Genomic DNA, 23,093 nt, shown 5'->3' with positions numbered 1-23,093 from the left:
GAGGCTACGAAGACGCCGAGTCATAGACTTGTAGTCCTCTCTCCCAAAGTTTTAATAAAATAAACCAGAATACACCAGTGGCAACTACCATGATAAGAAGGTAGTGCCACTTGTTCATATCTAATAAGAAATGAATTGGTGCCGAACCTACTAGTAGTATTGGAACGAGTGTCGAGAACACTCTCTTTGTCGCTGCCCCATAAATAAGATCAGGCCAGCGCGAAAGTTGCTGCATCTGCATTCTAAAGAAGTTAATCCCGACACCTTCAACTAACCAAAACATAGCACAGCTAATAACAAACTCCACGACAGCAAGTAATGCTAGTGAAAGTGTTAGAAGCAGAGGAATGAGGGCCCATTGTAATATGTTAAATCCATTAAGATTTGCATAGTAACTAAATACCGCTATTGCTGGAATTAGTGTTGGAATTGATGAAGGTCTAATATTGCGAAAAAAGACGCTAAAGATTGAGCTAAGAGGCCTAAGAATTGTGTAGTCTAATTGCCCTGACTTGAGATCATCACTGAAGCGCCAAAAATTTTGACTTAAGATGATCATGTGAAAACCATCAACAAGTAAGACATAAGATAGAAATAGCATGAATTGGTTTCGATTCCAGCCCATAACCATATCCACGTGATCAAAGATAAAATCAACAGTAAAGTAAGCTGAACCAAAGAACATTAGATCCATCATAACCATGAGGACAAAGCTTGTGCGAAAGCTCATGGCCACGGCCGTACTTGTTGAAATAAATTTCTTATATACTGATAGATAGTGTTTAACTTCTGAACTAAAAGAACCAAGTCTCATTACATCCCCGCCGCTGTATAAAGTTTAATTCCACGTTTCCACGTTAGTGCGCTAATGAGACTAACAAGAATTAGCCATGGAGATAAGACACTAAAGAATGTTGCATAACTTACGGCCTCTCCCATAAAGACTTTAATTGGATAGTAAGTTAAATAAGGAAATGGTGTATACATTAGGATTTCCCTAAAGAAGTCCGGATATAGTTCAAGTGGAATAATTGCACCCGAAAGAAATACTGTAATCATCTGAAGCATTACTCGTAAGATCCAAGTCTCTTCTAACCAAAAGGCCATAACACCCGTTAAGTATTGTAGCGAGAACCAAAAGAGGCTAACAAAGAGACAAACGCCAACACCGTTTAGTAGTGTAGGGAAGTCGACACTTGGTAAAATACCAATTACTGAAAAAAAGAATATTGCAAACCCTGTAACAAAGAGTTGAATAACTTGAAAGCCAATAAATGAGGCCGTGTGAAATTCCCAAAAGTTAAACGGATAGATGAGATAAGTTGAAATTCTTCCCATCCTAATATCAAGGGCCAAGTTAAGAGCTGTGTGACCTTGGGCAAGTTGTGACACGACAAAGGCCCAAACATGGTATGTAAGCATCGCCTTCAGTGTATAGCCTTTAATTGTACCACTTCCTGTACTCTCAAAAATGGCCGTCCACAAGTTGTACTTAATAAAAAGAAAGACTAGCGCTGGTCCAATAATTTGAAGGAAGAAGTTTAAACGATAGGCCGTGTACTTTACAATGGAGATCTTAATGGTTTGCCACCATTTGATAAGATTAGACATTACTTAGAATCTCCGGGTTCTCCATAATCTTCTTCATTACTTTCTCTATTGGAAGCTTTTCTGTATGAAAATCAATAACTGGATACTTTGATAAGATGGCCGCAGAGATTTCAGAGAGTTCTTCTTTATCAACTCTTAGCTCAACACTTGATCCATTATCTAGAAAATCACAATCAAGTTTTGACCAAAAATCTTCTTTGGAATCAATTGCTTTATCAAAACTGAAGTAGACTGACTTCTTATCTCCAAGGATTTTTTCGAGATTTTGAAGTGGCCCATCATATGCTTTTTGTCCTTTTGAAATTAGAACAAGGTCCTTACAAAGAGCCTGTACGTCGGCCATATAGTGAGATGTAAGGATAATCGAGAGGTCATTCCTGGCATGATATTCTTTTAGGAAGTTTCTCATATTCTCTTGTGCCACTAGATCAAGTCCAATTGTAGGCTCATCTAAGAAGAGAACTTCTGGTTCGTGTAAGAGTGAGGCCATAAGTTCTAGCTTCATTCTTTCACCAAGAGAAAGTTTTCTTACATGGATATGAAATAGCTCTGTGACATCGAGAAGCTCTCCCATATAACCAAGTTTCTTCTTGAATTGGTCATCTGGAATTTCATAATATTTTTGGAGTAGTTGAAATGAGTCCATTGCTGGGATGTCCCACCACAGCTGTGACTTTTGTCCCATAACAAGAGCGATCTTCTTTCTAAACTCCTTGTCACGTTGCCAAGGCTTGTATCCTGCAATTGTGACCTCTCCACTTGAAGGAACAATAATTCCTGTCAGCATCTTCATGAGTGTCGTTTTTCCTGCTCCGTTTGGACCTAGTAAACCTTTGATTTCACCTTTTTCGACCTTGAAGCTAAAGTCGTTTACGGCATACTTCGTAATGGGATTTCGATTAAAGAAAGACTTGATACTTCCTTTAAATCCTTCTTCTTTCTTATAACTTGTAAATTTCTTTGTGAGGTTATTTGTTTCAATCATTTTAATCTTACTCGCTAGCGTGTTGGTTAGTGTACTCGTACATGACAATGCTTGCAGCAATAGAAACGTTTAACGATTCTGTCATTCCGTATTGCTTAATCTTAAGTCTTTCGATCCCTGGCATTTCTTTTAGAGGACCAAATTCTTCATGGCCAAAAATAAAGGCCGACTTCTTAGGAAGTTCACTCTTATTCAGATACGTTTGTGCATTAGAGTCCAGAGTTAGGGGAGTGTAGCCAAGTTCACTTATGCGCTCAATCGACTCTTCGATATTTTCGTAGAAGAAAGTCTTAACTCTTTTAAGAGCTCCTTTTGCAATTGTGACATCAAAGAACTTCGTCCCAACAATATGGACTTCGTGAACACTGTAGATTTCACATGACCTCAAGATCTTCCCAATATTAAAGCCACCCTTAAGATGATCTAAAATAATGATGATTTCATGTTGCCCATGAACGGCTTTTTCTTTAGCTATTTCTAGCTCTTTTTCAAATTTCTTTTCTAAGAATTTTCTTGTTTTCTTGCTCATATGTCGGTTAAATTACGAAATAAATCGGAGGTTTGCAATGAACAATATTGAAGTCGCAGTATTTGGAGCAGGGTGTTTTTGGGGTGTTGAAGAAACCTTTAGAAAGCTTGCGGGAGTTGTTGAAACCGAAGTTGGCTACGCTGGTGGAAATAGTGATCATACGACTTACGAAGAGGTCTGTACTGATACGACTGGTCACGCTGAAGTAGTTAAAATTACTTACGACCCATCAATAATTAAATTTGAAAACCTATTGGATATCTTCTTTAATAACCACAATCCAACTACCCTTGATCGTCAGGGAGTTGATGTCGGTTCTCAATACAGAAGTGTGATCTTCTATAGTAACGAAGTGCAAAAGGAAGCTGGAGCAAAGGCCATAAAAGAGCTTGAAGAAAGTGGTTGCTTTAAAAATCCTATCGTGACTAAACTTGAATTGTTGAATAATTACATCAAGGCCGAAGAGTATCATCAGAAGTACTTGAAAAAGAAGGGACTTACGAGTTGCTCGCTATAAATTTAGGTGAATTTATAAGTCTATGTTTTTATTGAGTGTGACATAGGAAGATGGCACTTTGAAATTACTCTAATCAATAAAATAGCTACGACTTATCTCATTGCTCATAATTTAAGTATCTGTAATTAGATTAAATTAATTTTCTCATCAGAATTAACCAAAACCTTTGCATAATAGCTAAATAGCCAAAGCGGTTCCAGAGGGTTGCCAGTTGGTTAAATGACGAGGAGAACACAAATGAATATTGAGAACTTTAGAGAGACTTTTATTGCCCATGCAAGAGATGAGATTAAATCAATCGTTTCTCAATCAAAAATTAAAGGTGAGTTTGATTGCAGTGTCTTTAATGAGAAATTAACAATCATTTGGTCAGAAGCACAAATCAATGGCCTTACCGAAGATGAGTTCGCAACTATTGTTGAAGAAGTTATCCCAACTCAAATCGATAATGTTATCTTTCCATTCACAAACGATATACCACTAGCAGCCTAGCGCTGTTTATAAACTATGCTCGGGTATCGTTGACAACAGACGATACCCCGGTATTTTCTATTAACTCACCATCTTCGCTTTCATCTTTTTTGATATTTGTAAATCTTGGAACAAGAGCTACTGATATAACAATGACGATCGAACCAGCAATTGCTGTCGGATCTAGCGTCTCTCCAAATAAGATATAGCCGAATAATGCAGCAAAGATTGATTCACTTAAGAAGACTAGTCCTACAATATGGGCCGGAATACTTCTTTGTGCCGTAATCTGAAGAGAGAAGGCAATTAGTGATGAGAAAATTGATAGTATTAAAAATCCCCACAGTGGAGAAGGGAAGTTTAGGGGTGAGTTCGTATAGAGAACAGCTAAGCTCGTTGGCCCTTCATAAAGTAGTGCAAAAACTAGTCCCATGATTCCCATAAAAATACATTGGAGAAAGTTAAAGCGAACGGCTTCGACATCATTGGCATAACGATCAGTTGCAATGATATGGAGAGAGAAGAAGACTGCTGAAGTAATAACAAAGATATCTCCCATATTAAAATTACTAAAATCCATCCCATTCATCATCATGATTCCAAGCATTGATGTTGAAAGCAGAAACCAGAATGTTTTGCGAACTCTTTGTCCTAGAAATATCACAGAGATTATAGGAGTAATAATAGCGTAGAAGACAGTGAAGAAGCCGGCCTTGGCCATTGTTGTCATGGCGATACCAACAGTTTGAAGTTGCAGGGCCATCATTAGAAGTGCTGAGCAAATTAGCCCACCTAGAACTTCATTCTTTTTTCCGGCAAGTTTCTTAAAGTCATTTCTAAAAAAAAGAATTAGAAAAGCGAATGAACCAGCGAAGATATAGCGTAGCGAGTTTGACCACACTGGAGAATAGTCTGTAAGTGTAAATCGAGTTCCGGCAAAGCCGAGCCCCCAGATTGCACAAGCAATACTTAATAAGATGATACCTTTCATGGCGACAATATAATTCGCTTTTAAAAAGAAAACAACGAAGAGTTTAGACAAATGGACAAGTTCATTAGTTTTTATTTATTGCCAAGGAAAGCTGACAAAAAATAACCATATGCTCATGTATTTTTATTCAGATGAATAAAAATAAGTCATTGAATTTATTGAATTGCATGAATTAATTCTTAAAATTTCAAAATTGCTGCAAAATGAATGAGTAGAAATAAAGTACATGTACTTATTTTACGGGGGACGTTCGAATGCAAAAAGATAATTTTAAACAAACTTTTTTAAATGAAACAAGAAATGAGGTTCAGGGAATTTACTTAGAAACAACAACTGACGGAGATTTTAATTCAGACCTTTTTTCTGAAAAACTAACGCCAATTTGGACAGCGGCTTCATTAAATGGCCTAGACGAATTTGAATTTATATCCTTGGTCGAGGATATTATTAATAAAGATGCCCAGGAAATTTACTACCCCTTTAGTTTAAATTACAAAGCTGCGGCATAAAATAAAGCTCCCATAGTGGGAGCTTTTTTTTTCTTATAGTAAAGAGTCATCAACTAAATTTGGAAGCGTTACTTTTAAAAGAGGCTCTTTTTCCATCGCTCTCTTAATTGCAAAAGTTGCTCCTTCATTACGGGCCCAACTTCGACGATTAATTCCATTATTTACATCCCAAAAAAGCATCGACTTGATACGACGATCACAGTCTTCACTTCCATCGAGAACCATTCCGAAACCACCGTTCATAACTTCACCCCATCCGACACCACCGCCGTTGTGAAGTGAAATCCAAGTTGCTCCTCTAAATGAGTCGCCAACAAAGTTTTGGACGGCCATATCTGCAGTAAAGCGTGAGCCGTCATAAATATTTGAAGTCTCTCTAAATGGAGAGTCTGTTCCTGATACATCGTGGTGGTCACGTCCTAGAACAACTGGCGCTTTAAGCTTTCCTTCGCGAAGGGCCTTGTTAAATGCGAGAGCGATTTCAATTCTTCCATCACTATCTGCATAAAGGATGCGGGCCTTTGATCCAACGACGAGATCATTTTCTTTTGCACCCTTAATCCAAGTGATATTATCTTGCATTTGCTGCGTGATCTCACTTGGTGACTCTTGCATTAGCTTCTCTAAAACTTCAGTTGCTAGTTTGTCAGTTAGATCAAGATCCTCTTGTGTGCTTGAAGTACAAACCCATCTAAAAGGTCCAAATCCATAATCAAAGCACATTGGGCCCATAATATCTTGAACATATGAAGGATACTTGAAATCTTCAGTCGATCCTTCTTTCATGATATCGGCACCAGCGCGAGATGCTTCTAATAAGAATGCATTTCCATAATCAAAGAAGTACATCCCTTTGTCGGCAAGTTTATTAACCGCATTCACGTGTCTTACTAAACTCTTTTGAACTTCAACTTTAAATTGTTCTGGGTTATTTGCCATCATCTCATTTGATTCTTCAAATGTTAGGCCCGCAGGGTAGTAGCCTCCGGCCCATGGGTTGTGAAGAGATGTTTGGTCAGAACCAATATCAATATAAATATCGCTTTCAGCGATCTTTTCCCAAAGGTTAATTATATTTCCTTGGTAGGCAAGTGAAACAGCTTCTTTATTATCTTGTGCTTTCTTAATTCTTGCCATCAGCTCATCAAGGTCAGTGAAAACTTCATCAACCCATCCTTGCTCATGTCTTGTCTTAACAGCTTTTGGATTTACTTCCGCAACAACACCAATACAACCTGCAATAACTGCGGCCTTCGGTTGTGCTCCAGACATTCCACCAAGTCCAGCTGTCACAAAAACTTTTCCAGCAGTTTCTGTAACCGCTTCCTTTGAAATTTTTCTTAGAGCATTTAGAACTGTAATTGTTGTTCCGTGAACAATTCCTTGTGGCCCAATATACATAAATGAACCTGCAGTCATTTGTCCGTATTGAGTCACTCCAAGGGCATTGAATTTTTCCCAGTCATCTGGCTTTGAATAATTTGGAATCATCATTCCATTTGTGACAACAACTCTTGGGGCATCTTTATGAGATGGAAATAATCCCGCAGGGTGACCAGAGTAGAGAACTAGTGTTTGTTCATCAGTCATCGTCGCAAGGTATTGCATTGTTAAAAGATATTGTGCCCAGTTTTGAAAAACGGCACCATTTCCACCATAAGTAATTAACTCATGAGGGTGTTGTGCAACAGCGTAGTCTAGGTTATTTGAAAGCATTAGCATGATTGCAGCAGCTTGCTTGGACTTATGTGGATACTCTTCAATTGAGCGAGCATGAATTTTATAATCAGGGCGGTAGCGGTACATATAGATGCGTCCGTACTTTTCTAACTCCTCTTTAAATTCTGCAAGTAATTCAGCATGCTGTTCACTTGGGAAGTAGCGAAGTGCATTTCTTAGTGCTAGCTTTTCTTCTTCTTGAGATAGAATTTGTTTACGTTTTGGAGCGTGGTTAATATCCTCTTCATATTTCTTATAATTTGGTAAAGTCTTAGGAATACCCTCTAATATAGCTTCTTTAAAACTATCCGTACTCATTCTTAAATCCCCTTAAAATAAAGTATATTAGAAGACATATATCACTTTTGGGATGAAGTAAAAAGGATTGAGCGTCAATTGACGCTACCTATTAACGAATAGATTGCCTTCGAGAAATTCTAATTCACTTGTGTTATAATACTTATCTAACGAAAGGGGATTTATGCCAAAATTAGAAATAGGACAAGAGGTAGTATCGATTAACTTTGGAGTTGGCGTAATTACTGAAATAAAAGATATGAGTGGAGCGGAGTTCTACATTATTGAATCTTCCCAAGGACGCTCAACAACGATGATTCCAACAGTGAAGGAAGACGCGTTTAGACCTTTAAGTAGTCCTACAGAATTAGAAGAAACTCTTGATAAACTTTCTCAAAATAGTGAGATTAGGCAATTCGATTCTAAAAAAGATCGTATTAATTTCTTTAAATCAAATATTCAAAAACAAGATATCGATACGTTCGTTGATAATATTCAGCAGTTACTTCAAATTACGGACAAAGGTTCGGCCGAGTCAAAGTACTTAGAAATGCTATTAGAAAATTTATCTGTGGAAGTTGGTGCAGTCTTTAATGAAGATATCAACCAAGCAAAAGAACGTGTGAACTCTTGCTTGGATGGTAAGTTTAGTTTTTAGATTTTTTAGTCTTTAAGGAATAGAATTCTTGTAATTCTAAACACATCTTCGCCACCGCAACCATTCATGTTACAGTGATTTGCTTCGTAGCAATCTTTTCTTGGATTGTATCTGTAGTCTTGGTCACCACGAACAAGGATACCTTCAACTAGTCCTGTTTCTTCGTTGAAAACAGCTGAACCAGAGTTTCCTGAGAAAGTATCTAGATTTGTTGAAAAGCTGTTCCAGTCTTTTTTACGTACATATGCATCTGTTGCTACTTTCGATGGAAGCCCTGATGGGTGTCCGATAACAAAGATCTTTTCACCTTTTTTAATATCTCCACCATGAACATCACCTTCTTTACGATACTCAAGTGGCTTGCGATCAGTTACTTCACGATTAAGTTCGATGATTGCAAAGTCTTCACCGTCTGGCTTTACACGCTCTAGACGTTGAGCAACAATTCGACGACAGCTATAAACATTCTTTTCATGAATTGTTCTAGCATCATCCTTTGGTGACTTCTTAGCGTAGTCAAATACCCAGTAGTTATCGTAACAGTCAGACTTTGAAGTCATACAGTGGCCGGCCGTTATAACATATTGTCTATTATCTTTTTCAACTAGAAATCCTGAACAGTCAGCAACATCAACTTGCTTATTAAATCTCTCTCCCTGACATAATTCAATTTTTGAATCTGCTGCAAGGTAAGTGTTTTTAGTGTTCTTTTTAAGTTTTGATTTTGGGATCATTGCTAAAGTAGATCTTTGCGCATCTAGTTTATTTTGATCAGTTACTTCGAATTGGTCCAGACGATTATCTTCACCATAAACAACTTTATCAATGGCCATCGATGAAAGGTTAACAGTAAAAACAACAGCTAGCAGGGCAAGAGAAAAGTTCATTTATTTATCCTTATTTTGTGAGTGGCGCATTAAAACAATGAGGCGTTGAAAAGTACAGAAAAGGGCCTTCAATAAAAAATTACAAATCCTTACATTCCATGTAAATTATTTACGTTGAGTTATAAGTGTTGATAATCACATCTAAAGTTATCTGTGGCCAAATCCGATAAGTCCTTAAGATGAGAGACTTATGAAGAAAAATACAATTTTAACTTTTATATTCTTGGCCGCGTTAAATACGTCTTGTCAGCTAACCAATGGCGACTTTTTAAGTGGAAAGGCCCAGAGTCAAGCAAAGAGGGTTTCACGTGAAAGTGATATTCTCGATGTGGTTGATGATGTTGTGCGTGAAGAAGAGGGCCAAGGTGTTAATGAAGACCTGCGTGACCTAACAGACAACTTTTCAAACTTCCCAACATCATACGATATTTCAGATTATATAAATGGTAATGTCGCGGCGATGGGGACACAGTGTGCGATGACTGATCAAGAGCGTGAATGGTCATTTGTTAAAAATGTAGGTACTGGCTCTTTTGGTGCTCGTAAGGTTTTGGCCACGATTTATCAGTCGTGTCGGCCAATTAATACAATCATTAATTCAGATACTCCAAGTTTAAGTGGAGTTTCAACTCAAGAAGCGACATTCAGTAATGGAACAGACTTTAAACAAAGAGTTGTCCATGATCGTGTTGCAATGGTGAGATCTCATGAGGTTTTACGAAAGCTTGATCAAGATCCTGATTATCCTGGTGAAGGATGTATGGATGCAACTAAGGTTCCACCTGTTTATGGTTATGGCTCACGTAAAGGACTTCGTAGTAAGGAGATTAATCTATTTACTCGTGGGCAAGGTGTTTCAAAAGAAGGTGCAAAAGCATCAGGTATTGATTGTTCTGAGTTTATTTCTGCAGCTTATGCAGCAGAGGGATTAAAATTTACAACTAATGATCGAGACTATCGTTCACTAACGACAACATCACTTCACGATACTGTTAAAAGTAAGAACTCATGTATTAAGCCGGTTAAGTTTAATTTACCTTATTCACTTCATTCAGGTGATATTATTAATGTGAAGGGAAGCCATGTTGTGATGGTAGATACTATTGGAGAAGATCCTCTGGCTATTAGAAGATTTTCTGAACTAGGCCGTTGTGATGATATTACAATTAGTGACTTTAATTTTACTTATATCCATAGTGGTGCTCTTAAGAATTATGGCCCTGCCAGAGTTGATGCAAAAACTCACGCAAAGAATCGTTCAACGATGTTTTCTACTTTAAGAGCAAAAGCAGTTGCTTCATGTAAAGCAATCATTGCTAAGCAAGAGCATTCAAGTGAAATGATGTCGGGACGATTCAGTATTTTAAGACATGATTCTTCAAACTCTAAGTGTTGGTATGAAGAGCCAGCAAAGCTTAAGGGCGAGAGTTGTATCAATCAATGTCTTCAAGAAGAAGTAAGAGGAGCAAGGAATGTATAAACTATTAATTGCTACTATTATATTTTCTCAATTTATCTATGCTAAAGAGATTTGTCCTTTCAATAAAGATGTTAAAAAAGTAGCTGCTCAATTGGCCGAAATTGAAATGAGTGGCATTAGACTCATTAGCGGTGCAAAGGATGAATGCTTAAAAGAAAAATATCAAAAGTATTATCGTTTCAATAAAGATCCTGATTATGATGCTCCAAAGTCGTTGCAATATCTTGCAGTTTCAGAGAAATCAATTAAGATTTCAGAAGTGAAGCTTATTGATAAAGATGTTCATACATACGAAGCAAAGTACACAGTAAATGTAGAAGACTTAAAAGGAAAGAAGAGTGTTGTAAAAGATAGCCTTCGCTTCTATATCAATGTCTCAAAAAGGGCCCAGCAAGGGGATGGCTGTGCTTCTGTTATTGAACCGCCAAAGAAATTAGTCTTATTAAAATCATGTAAGAAATAAAAAAAGCTCCTTTCGGAGCTTTTTCTTTATCTGAAACTTATGCAAGTTTTACTAAACTAGCTAGCGCACCTCTTGCACCATCTTCATTTAATTGCTTACTGTAATTCGTTAGAAGTTTACGGCCAACAATATGAATTCCAATGAAAGAAAGTTGATTTTGCATTGCTTGGATTACGTATTGTCCGCCACCACCAGAGTGTGTTCCTAGAACAGCTGGCTTATCAACAAATGCTTCACGCCAAGATTCTCCACCTGAACGAGATACCCATGCAATAGCATTGATAAATGATGGTGTAACAGAGCCATTGTATTCTGGTGTTAAGAAAACAAAACCTTTGGCCGCGATAAACTTCTCTGTTAGTTTAACTCCATCTTCTGGAATTCCATTCTTTTCTTCTTCAGCTGTATATAGTGGAAGCTTATAATCACTAAGTTTTACGATTTCAAAAGACTTACCAGTTTCTTGTGCTAGTTCAAGAATCTTGTCTGCCATCTTTAGATTCATTCCGTCACTTGAAGTAACGATTAAAAAATCACTCATTTTCTCTCCTGATTTGTTATTCTAATTCTTTAATAAGTAGTAATGCTCTTTGCCCTAAAATAACTTTAGAGTTTGGAAAAATCATACGTAAGTTATCTTCCGCAGCGAGGTACTTTTCGTTATTTTGCGTAAAAATATGATCACCTTTTTTAAAGAGAGTAAAGTTTGCGCTTTCTTCCTCTTCAAAAGTAAAACTAAAGTCATCATATTCTTTATTGATTGAAGCATAGATTGTAAATGCTTTTGGAAGAACCTTATTTTCTAATTGCCTAGAGCTTAGTAGTGATTCGATTGTCTCTTGTGCTGCTCTAAATTTACCTTCAGGGTTTTGCCCAAAGGGATAGACCTTGCCAAGTTCAACGGTGGCACTATAGGCATTTAGCTTTTCAAAGCTAAACGAACTAAATACTGTTGATTCTTTATGAGAAAATAAAGAAGCTTGAACGCCCATATTTGCGAGTGCCAAGTTAAAGTGATGATCTCGTTGTCGATCAGCTGACTTTGGTACAAGTGCAAAGCGCTCCATTTCACTTTTCTTTAGGGCACAATGAAGGTCAAAGTGGAAGAGTTGTTTCCCATCGTACTTAGCAACAAAGTCATAGCATTGTTTTTCAAGTACACTTGCTCTTTTAACTTCATAGTTCTCAGCTAAATCTTTATAGGCTCCATTAAAGCAACGATTTAAATTGTATTCACTAAAGCGTTTACCAATATTCATGGCCTTTGGATTACCAAAGATAAAGAGAGTCGGAGAGTTGATGCTAAGTTCATCACGATAAATCTTCTCGAGTGTCTCATTTGTAAATTCTATAGGTGCAGTTTCATTGCCGTGTATACCACAAGAGATTATGTAGATATCATCTGTTGTCACGGATTTTGGCGTGACTTCAATAATACCTGTATCATGAATTTGAAAGTGACAATTCTCACCGTCAAAAGTGCTTGGCGCTAGGGTATCTTCGTTATTTCTTGTTGTCTTTAGGAAGTTTAATTCACTCATTAGAATATCCTAGACTCTTTTGGCACTAAGGCCCATTGAATTGAGCTCATCAACAATTTCTTTAATATGAAGATGGCCTCTTGTTTCAAGAGAGAATTCAACTTCTGTTTCACCTAGGACACTTGTTGTGAAGGCCCTGTTGTGGTGAATCTCTAAAATATTGGCCTGCTTAGAACCGATGATATTTGAAATTCTTGCAATTGTTCCAGGTGTATCAGGTACATTAACAATAATTGAGCAAGAGCGCCCAGAAGTAATGAGACCTCTTTCGATAATGCGGTCGAGGATATTTAAGTCAATATTTCCACCGCTGACAACTAGGACAACAGTCTTTCCTTTTATATCCTTGAACTGGTCATATAAGAGGGCCGCAACAGAAGTTGCTCCAGCACCTTCACAAAGGACCTTCTCATACTCAAGAAGAGTCACTATTGCGTGTGAGATTTCAGTTTCTTTAACTGTTACAATCTCATCCACATATTTTTTTACAGTATTAAATGTATTATCAAGAACAGTTGTGACAGCAATACCGTCAGCAATTGTCTTTTTCTTATCCACGGTAACAATTCTATCTTGCTCGATGGATGTCTTCATTGCAGGCATTTCGACTGCTTCGACTCCAACGATCTTCGCTCTACTTCCACTTTCTTTGATGGCCGTTGAAATACCTGAGATGAGGCCACCGCCACCAATAGGGATAGCAACGAGATCAACATCAGGTAGCTCATCAATAATTTCTAAACCAATTGTTCCTTGGCCAGCAATAATATCTTTATCGTTAAAAGGATGAATAAAAACTTGTCCCGACTCTCTTTGAATCTCAAGGGCCTTTTGGTAGGCATCATCATAGAAGTTTCCGTGAAGGATAACTTCTGCACCAAATTTCTTTGTTCCTTGAATTTTTGCTAGGGGAGTTGATTCAGGCATAACAATTGTTGCCTGAATTCCAAGTTGTTTTGCTGCAAGAGCAACACCTTGAGCATGATTTCCTGCTGAGGATGCAATAACACCCTTAACTTTTTCTTCTTTTGTTAGTTTAGAAAGACGATTAAGGGCCCCTCTTATTTTATAGGCTCCCGTTAACTGTAAATTTTCAAGTTTTAAGTAAACTTGGCAGTCAAACTTCTCACTCAATGTTGTCGAGTAAGTTAATGGTGTTTTAATAATACGATTTTCAATAGCAAGCCTTGCATCTTGAATATCACTTAGCGTTACGTTCGTTGTTGTCATAATGAGATCTTACTTCTTTTCGTAATCAACTTCAAATGTGTTCTCATCCACTTGGATCGGGCCATTTTGAGTGCCTTCGTGACGGGCCTGAGAATTATAGGCATTTCCTGAATAAGAAGAAAATCCACCACCATTTTTAAATGAATAAAATTGCATATTGCCACTTTCAATTGAGCTCATAAAGAATTTCTTCATGTAAATAAGCCAGATGTGACGAGTTAGTGGAAGAACCATTGATAGACCCAGGACATCTGTCAGAAAGCCTGGAGTTAAGAGGAGAAGACCTCCACCAAAGACAAGAAGACCATGGATAAAGCTATTGGCAGGAACACGTCCTTGGGCAAGTTCTCCTTGAATCTTGGCCAGTAGTGCTGCTCCTTGCGATTTTGCTAGGGCCGCTCCGATTACACCAGTAATTAGAACGAGTAGAAAAGTATTTCCTCCACCGATTTGGCCACCAATTGAAAAGAGTAGGTAGATCTCAATTGCAGGAATAACTGTGAATAACATAACTAATATTGGAAACATGGTACCTCATTTATTTTTGTGTACCTATAAGATGGGATGAGATTTAGTGATGTCAAGGTAGGGAATCTCGAAGAGTCGAAATTCCCATTGTATGTTATTGATATTAAATAGATTTTAAGTTCTTAGAATCGTAAACCCAACCTTCGTGAGTTGATCCTTTTAGATAATTCTTATACTTAATTTGAACCCAGTCACCATCTGTTTTTAAGATTTCAACACGAGTATTTGGTGCGACAACTTCAAGTTTTTCACCCTTTGTACTTGGGATCGCTCTTAAGTTAAGGTACTTAACTGGAGTGTGAAATGATTTTTGGACTGAAACGACAGCAGGCTTAACGATTTCTCTCTCTACAACTTGAGTCTTTGGTTCAGACTTGAAAATCATCGCACTTGCTATAAGTGAAAGTGCAATAATAGAGGCTGCAATATAAAGTGCCTTTGGGTCTTTTGACTCTTTAGGTGATGGAGAAGATTCCGGGGCAGACTTAAGTTCGATCTGCTCACGAACATTCTTTTGATTAATGATTATTGATTGTAGAAGTGATTCGAGTCTTTCAAATTTCTCATTTACTTCTTTAGTTTCAAATCTTCTTTCAAGATCTTCGATCTTCTTATAGAGATTATCTTTCTTCTCTTCTCGTTCTATATTGGCCACATGTGTCTCAACATCTTCTGAAGGGACTACTGTTTGAGTTGTTGATTGAAGGAGATTTGATATAGGGCTTTTTGAGATCTTTTTCTCATTCTTTTCAAGTAGGTTTGAAAAGTTAAAATTACCTTGAAAATCGTCATTCATAAATTGCGCGGCTTTCTTTAATGAGTTCTCTAGATTTTTGTTAGAATCAACACTCTCTTTCATTAAACTTCCTTGTCATAAATTTTAATTACTTAAAGAGTGTAGAAAATAGTTTTAGACTTGAAAAGTTTTTAAATACTCTTTCACATCTGCTTGTGCACTCAAGAAGTACTTCTTCTCAAGTACAAGAGCATTGGCAATGTAGCTAATCTCATTGGATTCAACATTGTCGACCTCGCCGTCGGCAGCGGCAATTGCAAAGAGTGCCTTTAAAACTTGATAGCGCTCGTGTTGTGACATGATCTCAACAAGTGGCTTGCAGTAACTTCTGGTATCAAGTCCAGAAAGCTCTTTCATTTTCTCGATAGAGTATTCAGTTATTAACTCGGCTTCCTCGGCATTTAATTGTGTCATACCTGTGATAATCTTTTGCATCTTTGATTTTTCATTTTGACTGACGTGAAAGTCCGAGTAGGCGATACGGGCAAGGAGTCCACAGATACATGAGATGATTACCTTTCTTTCATCGTTCATATTTGGAAATTTCTTATTTAAGTATGCGTGTATCTGATTTATAGAATTTGATTGATGATCGGCCTTCAGTGATTTGAAAAATTCGAAGAAGTTCATTATGGACCTTTTTTAGAGATTTTCAGTCGTATATACCTTGAAAAGAGTAACACAGATGGGCGATAATGGAAAAAAAGAAAAAAAATTTAGCAAAGTCGAGGAAGTAAATTGGATAAGTTTGAAGTTGGCGATATTGACATTAGAAAAATGAATACCATCTTTAGTACAGAAGAGGATGGTGATGTAGCACTAGAAGATAAAGTAAGGGTTAAGAAGCCTTCTAAATATCATGTCATCCTACACAATGATGACTATACGACAATGGAGTTTGTCATTTGGGTGTTGATGCATATCTTTAATAGAGGTCAAGAAGAGGCCATGAAGATTATGCTCGATGTCCACAATAATGGACGAGGGGTATGTGGAACTTATTCATATGAAGTTGCAGAAACAAAGATGAATAAGGTTATGTCTGAAGCAAAGAAAGAAGGGCACCCACTACTTTGTACTGTTGAGCCTGAATAGGCACAGGAGAATTATAAAATGATGTCAAAAAAATTAGAAACCATCATTAATGAGTCAATTCAAAGAGCAAATACTTTGAAGCATGAATATTTGACTCTTGAAAATGTCCTTTTGTCTCTACTTGCAGATGAAAATGTAAGAGAGATAATTGAATATTGTGGTGGTGATCTTGAAGAAATTGAAAGTGAGCTTAACGAGTTTATCCACGATGAATCTAACTTTAGCATTCTATCAGATGACCAAATCGAATCTCTTTCTAAACAACAATTCGTTAACGATGAGTTAAGGGAGTTGGCACGAGAAAATGGAATTGTTTACCAGCCTGAAATTTCGATGTCTCTACAAAGAGTCATTCAAAGGGCCGCAATTCATGTGCAATCAAGTGGAAAAAGTCAGATTCTAGGGATCAACCTACTCGTTTCTCTATTTCAAGAGAAAGAAAGCTTTGCTCTTTATTCTCTGCAAAAGCAGGGGATCGAAAGATTCGATATTGTTAAGGCCATCTCTCATGGACTTGGCCCCGATGATGAAGAGGAAGTTCCTCGCATTGAATATGTGGAAGGTGAAGAACCTCAATCTCGTTCAAAGAAGGGAGATTCATTCTTAGCTAAGTTCACTGTGAACTTAAATGAACTGGCCAGGGAGAATCGTATTGATCCTCTTGTTGGCCGAGAAGAAGAGGCGCTACGTATTGTTCAAATTCTTTGTCGTCGTCGTAAGAATAACCCTCTCCTTGTTGGAGAAGCCGGAGTTGGAAAGACTGCGATCGTCGAAGGACTAGCACAGCGTATTGTTGAAGAAAAAGTACCTGACATTTTAAAAGGTACGACGATTTTCAATTTAGATATGGCCGCTCTCGTTGCAGGAGCAAAGTTTAGAGGTGACTTCGAGCAAAGAGTTAAGGGAGTCATTAAAGATCTGGAAAAGCTCGATAAAGATGGTAAGAAGGCCATTCTATTTATCGATGAAATGCATACCGTAATGGGAGCGGGGGCAACTTCTGGTGGAAGTATGGATGCCTCTAACTTATTAAAGCCTGCACTAAGCCGTGGAGTTGTTCGTATCATTGGTTCAACAACATATGCTGAACATAGAAAGTTTATTGAAAAAGATCCGGCATTTAACCGTCGATTCCAAAAAATTGATGTGGATGAACCTTCAAATGAAGACACAATTGCCATCTTAAAAGGACTTCGACCTAAGTTTGAGTCTTACCATGGTGTTAAGATCTCTGACAATGTCATCAAGGAAGCCGTTGCTCTAACATCTCGCTACCTAATGGATCGTAAAAATCCAGACAAATCAATTGATGCCATTGATGAAGCAGGTGCTTTAAATCAAATTCGACCTGAAAGTAAGAAGAAATCTTCGATTACAAAGAAAGATATTGAAGATGTTGTGGCCAAAATGGCCAATATTCCAAAGATTACAGTTGAGACGACTGAAAAAGATAAGCTTAAGGATCTAAATAAAAATCTTAAAATGCTCATTTTTGGACAAGACCACGCTGTAGATGAAGTGTCTCAGGCCATTTATATGTCAAAATCTGGCCTTGGCGATGAAGGAAAACCTATTGCAAGCTTCCTATTTGCAGGCCCAACGGGAGTAGGGAAGACAGAATTAGCTAAACAACTTTCCATCCAACTAGGTTGTCACCTTGAGCGCTTTGATATGTCTGAATACATGGAAAAACATTCAGTCAGTAAGCTAATTGGTTCGCCTCCTGGTTATGTTGGCCATGACCAAGGTGGTTTATTAACAGATGCTGTTAAGAAAAACCCACATTCTGTTCTACTTCTTGATGAAATCGAGAAAGCACATGTGGATATCTATAATATTCTTCTCCAGGTGATGGATCATGGGTCTCTAACAGACTCTCAAGGAAGAACAACAGACTTCACAAACACAGTGATAATCATGACGACGAACGCTGGAGCTAAGGAAATGGATAGTGGATCTATTGGCCTTGCAAAGTCATCTTCAAAGAATACTGGTAAGAGAGATCAGACCATTAAGAACTTTTTTAGCCCTGAATTCCGTAACCGTTTAGATGGAATTGTACACTTTGAGAAACTTTCTACTGAGTACATTGTTAAAATTGTTGAAAAATTCGTTTCACAACTTGAAATTAAGTTAGCTGCTAAAAATATTGAGATCGTTTTAAGTGAAGAAGCTAAAATTTGGCTTGCCGAAAATGGATTTGATGAAAAAATGGGAGCAAGACCAATCGCTCGAATCATCGATCAGAAGCTTAAGAAGCCAATTTCTACTGAAGTTCTATTTGGAAGTTTAACTCACGGTGGAAAAATAGAAGTTGTCGTTGAAAACGATGATCTAAAATTGAATTTTTAAAATTTTTCTAAGACAAATTACAATCAAACTTACATTTTTTAAATGCTGAAACTGCCCTGAAAGGGCAGTTTTTGCTTATTCTTTTGAAAAAAAATGAAAAAAAAATTCGCTTAATTTTTTTATAAGAGTAAGTCCGAAACTAACGTCTATCAGGAAGATTAGAAAGTTTTATGTTTTATGGAGAAGCCTTGCTGTCGGCTCGTTTCGAGGTTTTCTTTAAAAATAATGTAAAGTAATTTCAAAATTAATCCGAAGTTAAAAAGGAACATAGGGAAATAAAAAAGATGCTTATGCTTATCAAAAAGTAATTTTTTATTTGCACACAAATAAAATTATGTTTACCATAAACATAAGTATTGAAAAAACCAGGAGGATGTCAATGGCAGTTAAGAAAACTACTAAAAAGACAACTAAGAAAAAAGTAGCTAAAAAAGCTACAAAAAAAGTAGCTAAGAAAGCAGCAAAGAAAACTGCAAAAAAAGCTACAAAGAAAAAAGTAGCTAAAAAAGCTACTAAGAAAGTTGCAAAGAAAGCTACAAAGAAAAAAGTAGCAAAGAAAGCAACTAAGAAAGTTGCAAAGAAGGCAACTAAGAAAAAAGTAGCAAAGAAAGCAACAAAGAAAAAAGTTGCAAAGAAAGCTACAAAGAAAAAAGTAGCAAAAAAAGCAACTAAGAAAGTAGCAAAGAAAGCAACAAAGAAAAAAGTTGCTAAAAAAGCTACAAAAAAAGTAGCTAAGAAAGCTACTAAGAAAAAAGTTGCAAAGAAAGCTACTAAAAAAGTAGCTAAGAAAGCAACTGCAAAGAAAGCAACTAAGAAAGTAGCAAAAAAAGCTACAAAAAAAGTAGCAGCTAAGAAAACAGCTAAAAAAGCTACGAAAAAAGTTGCTAAAAAGAAATAAGAAGCACAATTCTTAATTCAATAATGAGTCGGCCCGCTATTAGCGGGCCTTCTTATTTTCAAATCTATTTACATTCCACCCAAAAACATCTAAAAAAAGACCATATTATCGCCAGATTTTATAGCTGATACGATAAGAATAATTCAATGATTTCAACACGTTACAGTGCTTTGAACTGTAGTTATCTCCTTGGTTTTCTTGTCATTTCAGTTACTTATAAGATTTTCATCTCTTAATTCTGCCCGTAGGTTGGTCAGGGGAAATGAAAAGAAAGGCGTTAGAAGGAAAAGTTCATGACAACAGATATTTCTCCAACAGGTCTAGGTGTAAGTAAGCAAAATCACGTAGCTTCATCATTTATTGATGAAAAGTCTGGTGATCGCATCGTTCAACTAGGTGATGTGACATTTCCACCAAGAAAAGTTTGGATGAAAACTTACGGTTGTCAGATGAATTATCATGATACTGAACGAATTCTTTCACACCTAAAGAATTTGAATTTCTCTCATACTGAAGATTTGGAAGAGGCCAGTCTTGTTCTTTTCAATACATGTGCTGTTAGGGAACTTGCCAATAATAAATTTTATTCACAATTAGGTGAGTTAAAGCACTTAAAGCAAGAAAAAGGTGATGATCTTGTCATCGGTGTCGGCGGATGTGTGGCCCAAACAGAAGGAAAGGATCTTGTTAAAAAATTCAAGCATCTAAACTTTGCCTTCGGACCAGATACAATTGATACAATAAACGATATGGTTTACCGCACATATGCAGGGGATGATAAATTCTCTGTTAATACTTGGGACCGCTCAAGTAATTTTTCGATTGAAACTAAAATCAATCACGGAACACCTCAAGCATTCGTTAATATTATCAAAGGTTGTGATAAATATTGTACTTACTGTATCGTTCCTTACACTCGTGGCCGTGAACGTTCAAGAAAACAGGCCGAGATTGTTGAGGACGTAAGAAGACTAGTTGAATACCAAGGTGTTCAAGAAGTTATGCTACTTGGCCAAAACGTAAACTCATTTGGAAAAGAAAATGGAGAGAGATTAAGTGATCTAATCATGGATCTTGACCAAATTAACGGCCTAGAAATTTTAAGATATACAACTTCACATCCGTATGATGTGTCGGATGACCTAATTGCAGCTCACGGAGCAGCGAAAAAATTATCAAAACACTTACACCTACCAGTTCAATCTGGATCAAATACAGTTCTTCAAAGAATGAATCGTGAGTATACGAAAGAACACTATTTAGGACTCCTAGAAAAACTTCGTGCTGCCAGACCTGATATTGTTCTTTCAACTGATATTATCTGTGGTTTCGTTAATGAGACTGACGAAGAACACAAAGAAACACTTGATCTACTTGAAAAAGCTCAATTTGATTTCATTTATTCTTATGTTTACTCACAAAGAAGTAAAACTCGTGCCGCAAAAATGGAAGATTTCCTAACTCAGGAAATTAGAAAGTCACGTCTTCATGAAGTACAGGCCTTTCAACTTGCAATCCAAGAAAAGATTCGCGCTAAGATGGTTGGCAATGAATACCGCGTGCTAGTCGAAGGTTCGAACACAATGAAAGGTGAAACGAAGTGGAAGGGGAGAACAAATTGTAATCGCCTTATTCACTTTAAGGGACCAGCAGAAAACGAAGATCTTAATCTTAAATGGCATTGGGTTGACGTTAAGTGTATTTCGACAACTGCTCTTTCTTGTCAGGGTGAACTACTTCAAGGTCATGGACGCCGCTTAAATAAGTAGTTGTAATGACAAAGTAAAATGGAGTTCTTTGCCTAAATAGGCATTGATGAGTTCGTAAGTTGTAAAATATCCTTGAGTATATTTTGAGGATATTATGAAATTACGCTTACCCTTACTTTGTAAAATTATGTTCTTAGGCTTTTTATCGTTGAATTCAATGGCCCTTACAGAACTGGATCTGGATTTTAATTACAATAAGAATATCTTTGGGCTTGATCGCCAGTCGTATGAAACAAAGAGAACATATGCTGGATCAGTTACATTCTACTTTCTTTCCAAAACAGGTATCGAGTTTAATATTTCTCAATCTGAAAATGAAATTATTGGAAAGTATGACAACTCTGATCTTTCGACAGGCCTAGTAATTGAAAATGAATATACTAATATTAAAACCCAAAGCTTTGGGATTGGTATTAGACAGGCGCTTTCTGGCCGTAAATCATTTCTTCAACCGCTCATCTCATTGGGATGGAGTAGACAACAATATACTCTTTATTCAACAACTTTAGTTAAGGACTTGGATACTTCAACCGAATATCTCATTAAGTCCGGAAAAGAGAAGTCGAGTTACGATGCCATGTTTGGTGCCTTTGCACTGAAAATGATGCTAACGAGAACTTTCTCAATTAAGGGCTCAGTAAGAACGGTCTTTCGCGCATTCAAATTTGAAGAGGCGAGGGATCAGCTAAGTTACAGCGCTGGGATCTCATGGTTATTCTAAAAAGAATCTTTCAATTCTCTCTTTTATTAAGTTGTCTATCATGTGCCAAGATTAGCTATCTAACAGAACAAGGTATTGGCCAAGTGGATATTCTTTGGAGTGCTAGAAAGAATCATGAAGTTTTAGAGGACCCAAAAGTCAGTGAAGAGTATAAGACGAAAATTAAACAAATCGAAACTTATAAGACTTACTTCTATAATTATTGGCAAAGGCCATCGACAGATATTTATTCAAAGACGACTCTCTTGAAGTCTCGTGCCGTTACTTATCTCGTTATTGCTTCAAGACCAAATGAAATTAAGGCCCGTAAAGAGTGTTTCACATTCTATGGCTGTTTTCCTTACCTTGGTTTTTTTAAAGAAGAGTCTGCAACAGAATTTGCTAAGGAGCTTGAAAGAGAAGGGTATGAGACCTATACAAGAGATGTTCTCGCTTACTCGACGCTGGGAAATTTTGATGATCCCATTCTTTCTTCTTTCTTTGAATACGGAAAATACAGTTTAACTGAAACTGTCTTTCATGAACTATTTCACACTATCTTCTTTGCAAAGAGTGAGGTTGACCTCAATGAAAATCTTGCCAACTACTTTGGCGAACAAATGCTCATCGAATATTACAAGGATGATAAAGAGTTGGATGGCTACTTCAAAAATCTAGAGCTAAATTCTAAGCTTAAAAAGGCCGTCACAAATCATGCTCAAAAGCTTAAGGATATTCTTAAGCAAGATGATTGGGTGAGTGCCAAGAAAGAGTATCTCTCTAAGACAATGCCCGAGGAGCTTGCCAATCTTTGTTCTAAACTTGAGGTGACAAATTGTTGGCCTTCAAAAATGGAGTGGAACACGGCATCTTTAGCTGCGTTTATGACTTACGAGAAAAGCCAATCGCATATCTCTGAGTACGCAAAGCAATTTCGAGGTGATCTTAAAGCTCTTTTTGCCAATATAGAACAGCGTTATGAAAAGTACCTCAACGAAGATATCGAAGGGAGTTTTGAGGACTATCTTTTTAATTCCAAATCGCTAAATTAGTGATATCTTTCTTGT

Annotated in this window: 25 protein-coding genes; 12 read left to right on the top strand and 13 right to left on the bottom strand. The window is 37.1% G+C overall.

Annotated elements, in window-relative coordinates:
* Window positions 1–4: 4 nt before the first annotated feature.
* From ABMA72_RS06040 to ABMA72_RS06025, 4 genes are read right to left on the bottom strand one after another with little or no spacing between them, the layout of a single operon-like run.
* Window positions 5–814 (bottom strand): ABC transporter permease, encoded by an 810-nt coding sequence (locus ABMA72_RS06040; protein ID WP_392857064.1) that lies wholly within the window; start codon window positions 812–814, stop codon window positions 5–7.
* Window positions 814–1,611 (bottom strand): ABC transporter permease, encoded by a 798-nt coding sequence (locus ABMA72_RS06035; RefSeq protein WP_392857063.1) that lies wholly within the window; start codon window positions 1,609–1,611, stop codon window positions 814–816. The genes ABMA72_RS06040 and ABMA72_RS06035 overlap by 1 nt, the downstream gene beginning before the upstream one ends.
* A complete protein-coding gene (locus ABMA72_RS06030; RefSeq protein WP_393056514.1) occupies window positions 1,604–2,596 on the bottom strand; it encodes an ATP-binding cassette domain-containing protein in 993 nt (330 codons plus the stop codon). Before ABMA72_RS06030 ends, ABMA72_RS06035 begins: the two co-directional genes overlap by 8 nt.
* 7 nt (window positions 2,597–2,603) lie before the next feature.
* Window positions 2,604–3,125, bottom strand: a complete 522-nt coding sequence (locus tag ABMA72_RS06025; protein WP_392857057.1) for a TrmH family RNA methyltransferase — start codon at window positions 3,123–3,125, stop codon at window positions 2,604–2,606.
* A gap of 37 nt (window positions 3,126–3,162) precedes the next feature.
* Here ABMA72_RS06025 and msrA point away from each other — a divergent pair, with 37 nt between their 5' ends.
* Window positions 3,163–3,642 carry a peptide-methionine (S)-S-oxide reductase MsrA gene (gene msrA, locus ABMA72_RS06020; RefSeq protein ID WP_393056512.1) on the top strand — a complete coding sequence of 160 codons (480 nt, stop codon included), beginning with the start codon at window positions 3,163–3,165 and terminating at the stop codon, window positions 3,640–3,642.
* Window positions 3,643–3,879: 237 nt separating this feature from the next.
* A complete protein-coding gene (locus ABMA72_RS06015) occupies window positions 3,880–4,134 on the top strand; it encodes a hypothetical protein (RefSeq protein WP_392857052.1) in 255 nt (84 codons plus the stop codon).
* Between the two features lie 13 nt (window positions 4,135–4,147).
* On the opposite strand, the gene ABMA72_RS06010 is transcribed toward ABMA72_RS06015, so the two are convergent.
* Complete coding sequence (locus ABMA72_RS06010; RefSeq protein ID WP_393056510.1) at window positions 4,148–5,104, bottom strand: DMT family transporter; 957 nt, start codon at window positions 5,102–5,104, stop codon at window positions 4,148–4,150.
* A 254-nt stretch (window positions 5,105–5,358) separates the two neighbouring features.
* On the opposite strand from ABMA72_RS06010, the gene ABMA72_RS06005 reads away from it, so the two are divergent.
* On the top strand, window positions 5,359–5,613 hold the full coding sequence (locus tag ABMA72_RS06005; protein WP_392857047.1) for a hypothetical protein: 255 nt from the start codon (window positions 5,359–5,361) through the stop codon (window positions 5,611–5,613).
* A gap of 33 nt (window positions 5,614–5,646) precedes the next feature.
* On the opposite strand, the gene ABMA72_RS06000 is transcribed toward ABMA72_RS06005, so the two are convergent.
* Window positions 5,647–7,650, bottom strand: a complete 2,004-nt coding sequence (locus ABMA72_RS06000) for a urocanate hydratase (protein WP_393056508.1) — start codon at window positions 7,648–7,650, stop codon at window positions 5,647–5,649.
* Between the two features lie 163 nt (window positions 7,651–7,813).
* Between ABMA72_RS06000 and ABMA72_RS05995 the strand changes: the two genes are divergently transcribed.
* On the top strand, window positions 7,814–8,287 hold the full coding sequence (locus tag ABMA72_RS05995) for a CarD family transcriptional regulator (protein ID WP_392857043.1): 474 nt from the start codon (window positions 7,814–7,816) through the stop codon (window positions 8,285–8,287).
* Window positions 8,288–8,292: 5 nt separating this feature from the next.
* Here the strand turns inward: ABMA72_RS05995 and ABMA72_RS05990 are convergent, their stop codons facing one another.
* Window positions 8,293–9,174 carry a trypsin-like serine peptidase gene (locus tag ABMA72_RS05990; RefSeq protein ID WP_393056506.1) on the bottom strand — a complete coding sequence of 294 codons (882 nt, stop codon included), beginning with the start codon at window positions 9,172–9,174 and terminating at the stop codon, window positions 8,293–8,295.
* A 190-nt stretch (window positions 9,175–9,364) separates the two neighbouring features.
* Here ABMA72_RS05990 and ABMA72_RS05985 point away from each other — a divergent pair, with 190 nt between their 5' ends.
* On the top strand, window positions 9,365–10,654 hold the full coding sequence (locus ABMA72_RS05985) for a hypothetical protein (RefSeq protein WP_393056504.1): 1,290 nt from the start codon (window positions 9,365–9,367) through the stop codon (window positions 10,652–10,654).
* Complete coding sequence (locus tag ABMA72_RS05980) at window positions 10,647–11,117, top strand: hypothetical protein (RefSeq protein ID WP_392857036.1); 471 nt, start codon at window positions 10,647–10,649, stop codon at window positions 11,115–11,117. Before ABMA72_RS05985 ends, ABMA72_RS05980 begins: the two co-directional genes overlap by 8 nt.
* 37 nt (window positions 11,118–11,154) lie before the next feature.
* On the opposite strand, the gene ABMA72_RS05975 is transcribed toward ABMA72_RS05980, so the two are convergent.
* The 6 genes from ABMA72_RS05975 to ABMA72_RS05950 form a co-directional block, all read right to left on the bottom strand.
* On the bottom strand, window positions 11,155–11,658 hold the full coding sequence (locus tag ABMA72_RS05975) for an NADPH-dependent FMN reductase (RefSeq protein WP_393056502.1): 504 nt from the start codon (window positions 11,656–11,658) through the stop codon (window positions 11,155–11,157).
* Window positions 11,659–11,674: 16 nt separating this feature from the next.
* Window positions 11,675–12,658 (bottom strand): succinylglutamate desuccinylase, encoded by a 984-nt coding sequence (locus ABMA72_RS05970; RefSeq protein WP_393056500.1) that lies wholly within the window; start codon window positions 12,656–12,658, stop codon window positions 11,675–11,677.
* Between the two features lie 9 nt (window positions 12,659–12,667).
* Window positions 12,668–13,888, bottom strand: a complete 1,221-nt coding sequence (gene ilvA, locus ABMA72_RS05965; RefSeq protein ID WP_393056498.1) for a threonine ammonia-lyase — start codon at window positions 13,886–13,888, stop codon at window positions 12,668–12,670.
* A gap of 9 nt (window positions 13,889–13,897) precedes the next feature.
* Window positions 13,898–14,416: an FxsA family protein gene (locus ABMA72_RS05960; RefSeq protein ID WP_392857028.1), complete on the bottom strand. Its 519-nt coding sequence runs from the start codon at window positions 14,414–14,416 to the stop codon at window positions 13,898–13,900.
* A 103-nt stretch (window positions 14,417–14,519) separates the two neighbouring features.
* Window positions 14,520–15,275, bottom strand: coding sequence for an SH3 domain-containing protein (locus tag ABMA72_RS05955; RefSeq protein WP_393056496.1), 756 nt, complete (start codon window positions 15,273–15,275; stop codon window positions 14,520–14,522).
* Between the two features lie 51 nt (window positions 15,276–15,326).
* Window positions 15,327–15,842: a TerB family tellurite resistance protein gene (locus tag ABMA72_RS05950; protein ID WP_392857026.1), complete on the bottom strand. Its 516-nt coding sequence runs from the start codon at window positions 15,840–15,842 to the stop codon at window positions 15,327–15,329.
* 108 nt (window positions 15,843–15,950) lie between these two features.
* On the opposite strand from ABMA72_RS05950, the gene clpS reads away from it, so the two are divergent.
* The 6 genes from clpS (at window position 15,951) to ABMA72_RS05920 (ending at window position 23,078) form a co-directional block, all read left to right on the top strand.
* A complete protein-coding gene (clpS, locus tag ABMA72_RS05945) occupies window positions 15,951–16,307 on the top strand; it encodes an ATP-dependent Clp protease adapter ClpS (RefSeq protein WP_392857024.1) in 357 nt (118 codons plus the stop codon).
* Window positions 16,308–16,325: 18 nt separating this feature from the next.
* Window positions 16,326–18,659, top strand: coding sequence for an ATP-dependent Clp protease ATP-binding subunit ClpA (gene clpA / locus ABMA72_RS05940; protein WP_393056494.1), 2,334 nt, complete (start codon window positions 16,326–16,328; stop codon window positions 18,657–18,659).
* A 316-nt stretch (window positions 18,660–18,975) separates the two neighbouring features.
* Window positions 18,976–19,557 carry a hypothetical protein gene (locus ABMA72_RS05935; RefSeq protein ID WP_392858021.1) on the top strand — a complete coding sequence of 194 codons (582 nt, stop codon included), beginning with the start codon at window positions 18,976–18,978 and terminating at the stop codon, window positions 19,555–19,557.
* A gap of 293 nt (window positions 19,558–19,850) precedes the next feature.
* Window positions 19,851–21,326, top strand: a complete 1,476-nt coding sequence (miaB, locus tag ABMA72_RS05930; protein WP_393056492.1) for a tRNA (N6-isopentenyl adenosine(37)-C2)-methylthiotransferase MiaB — start codon at window positions 19,851–19,853, stop codon at window positions 21,324–21,326.
* 94 nt (window positions 21,327–21,420) lie between these two features.
* On the top strand, window positions 21,421–22,047 hold the full coding sequence (locus ABMA72_RS05925) for a hypothetical protein (protein WP_392857018.1): 627 nt from the start codon (window positions 21,421–21,423) through the stop codon (window positions 22,045–22,047).
* Complete coding sequence (locus ABMA72_RS05920; RefSeq protein ID WP_392857016.1) at window positions 22,035–23,078, top strand: aminopeptidase; 1,044 nt, start codon at window positions 22,035–22,037, stop codon at window positions 23,076–23,078. The genes ABMA72_RS05925 and ABMA72_RS05920 overlap by 13 nt, the downstream gene beginning before the upstream one ends.
* Window positions 23,079–23,093: the final 15 nt, after the last annotated feature.

It is taken from the genome of Halobacteriovorax sp. CON-3, assembly GCF_043196995.1.
Lineage (GTDB): Bacteria > Bdellovibrionota > Bacteriovoracia > Bacteriovoracales > Bacteriovoracaceae > Halobacteriovorax_A.
The sequence above is the reverse complement of the archived record's forward strand: the minus strand, read 5'-3'. Positions and strand labels throughout refer to the sequence as shown.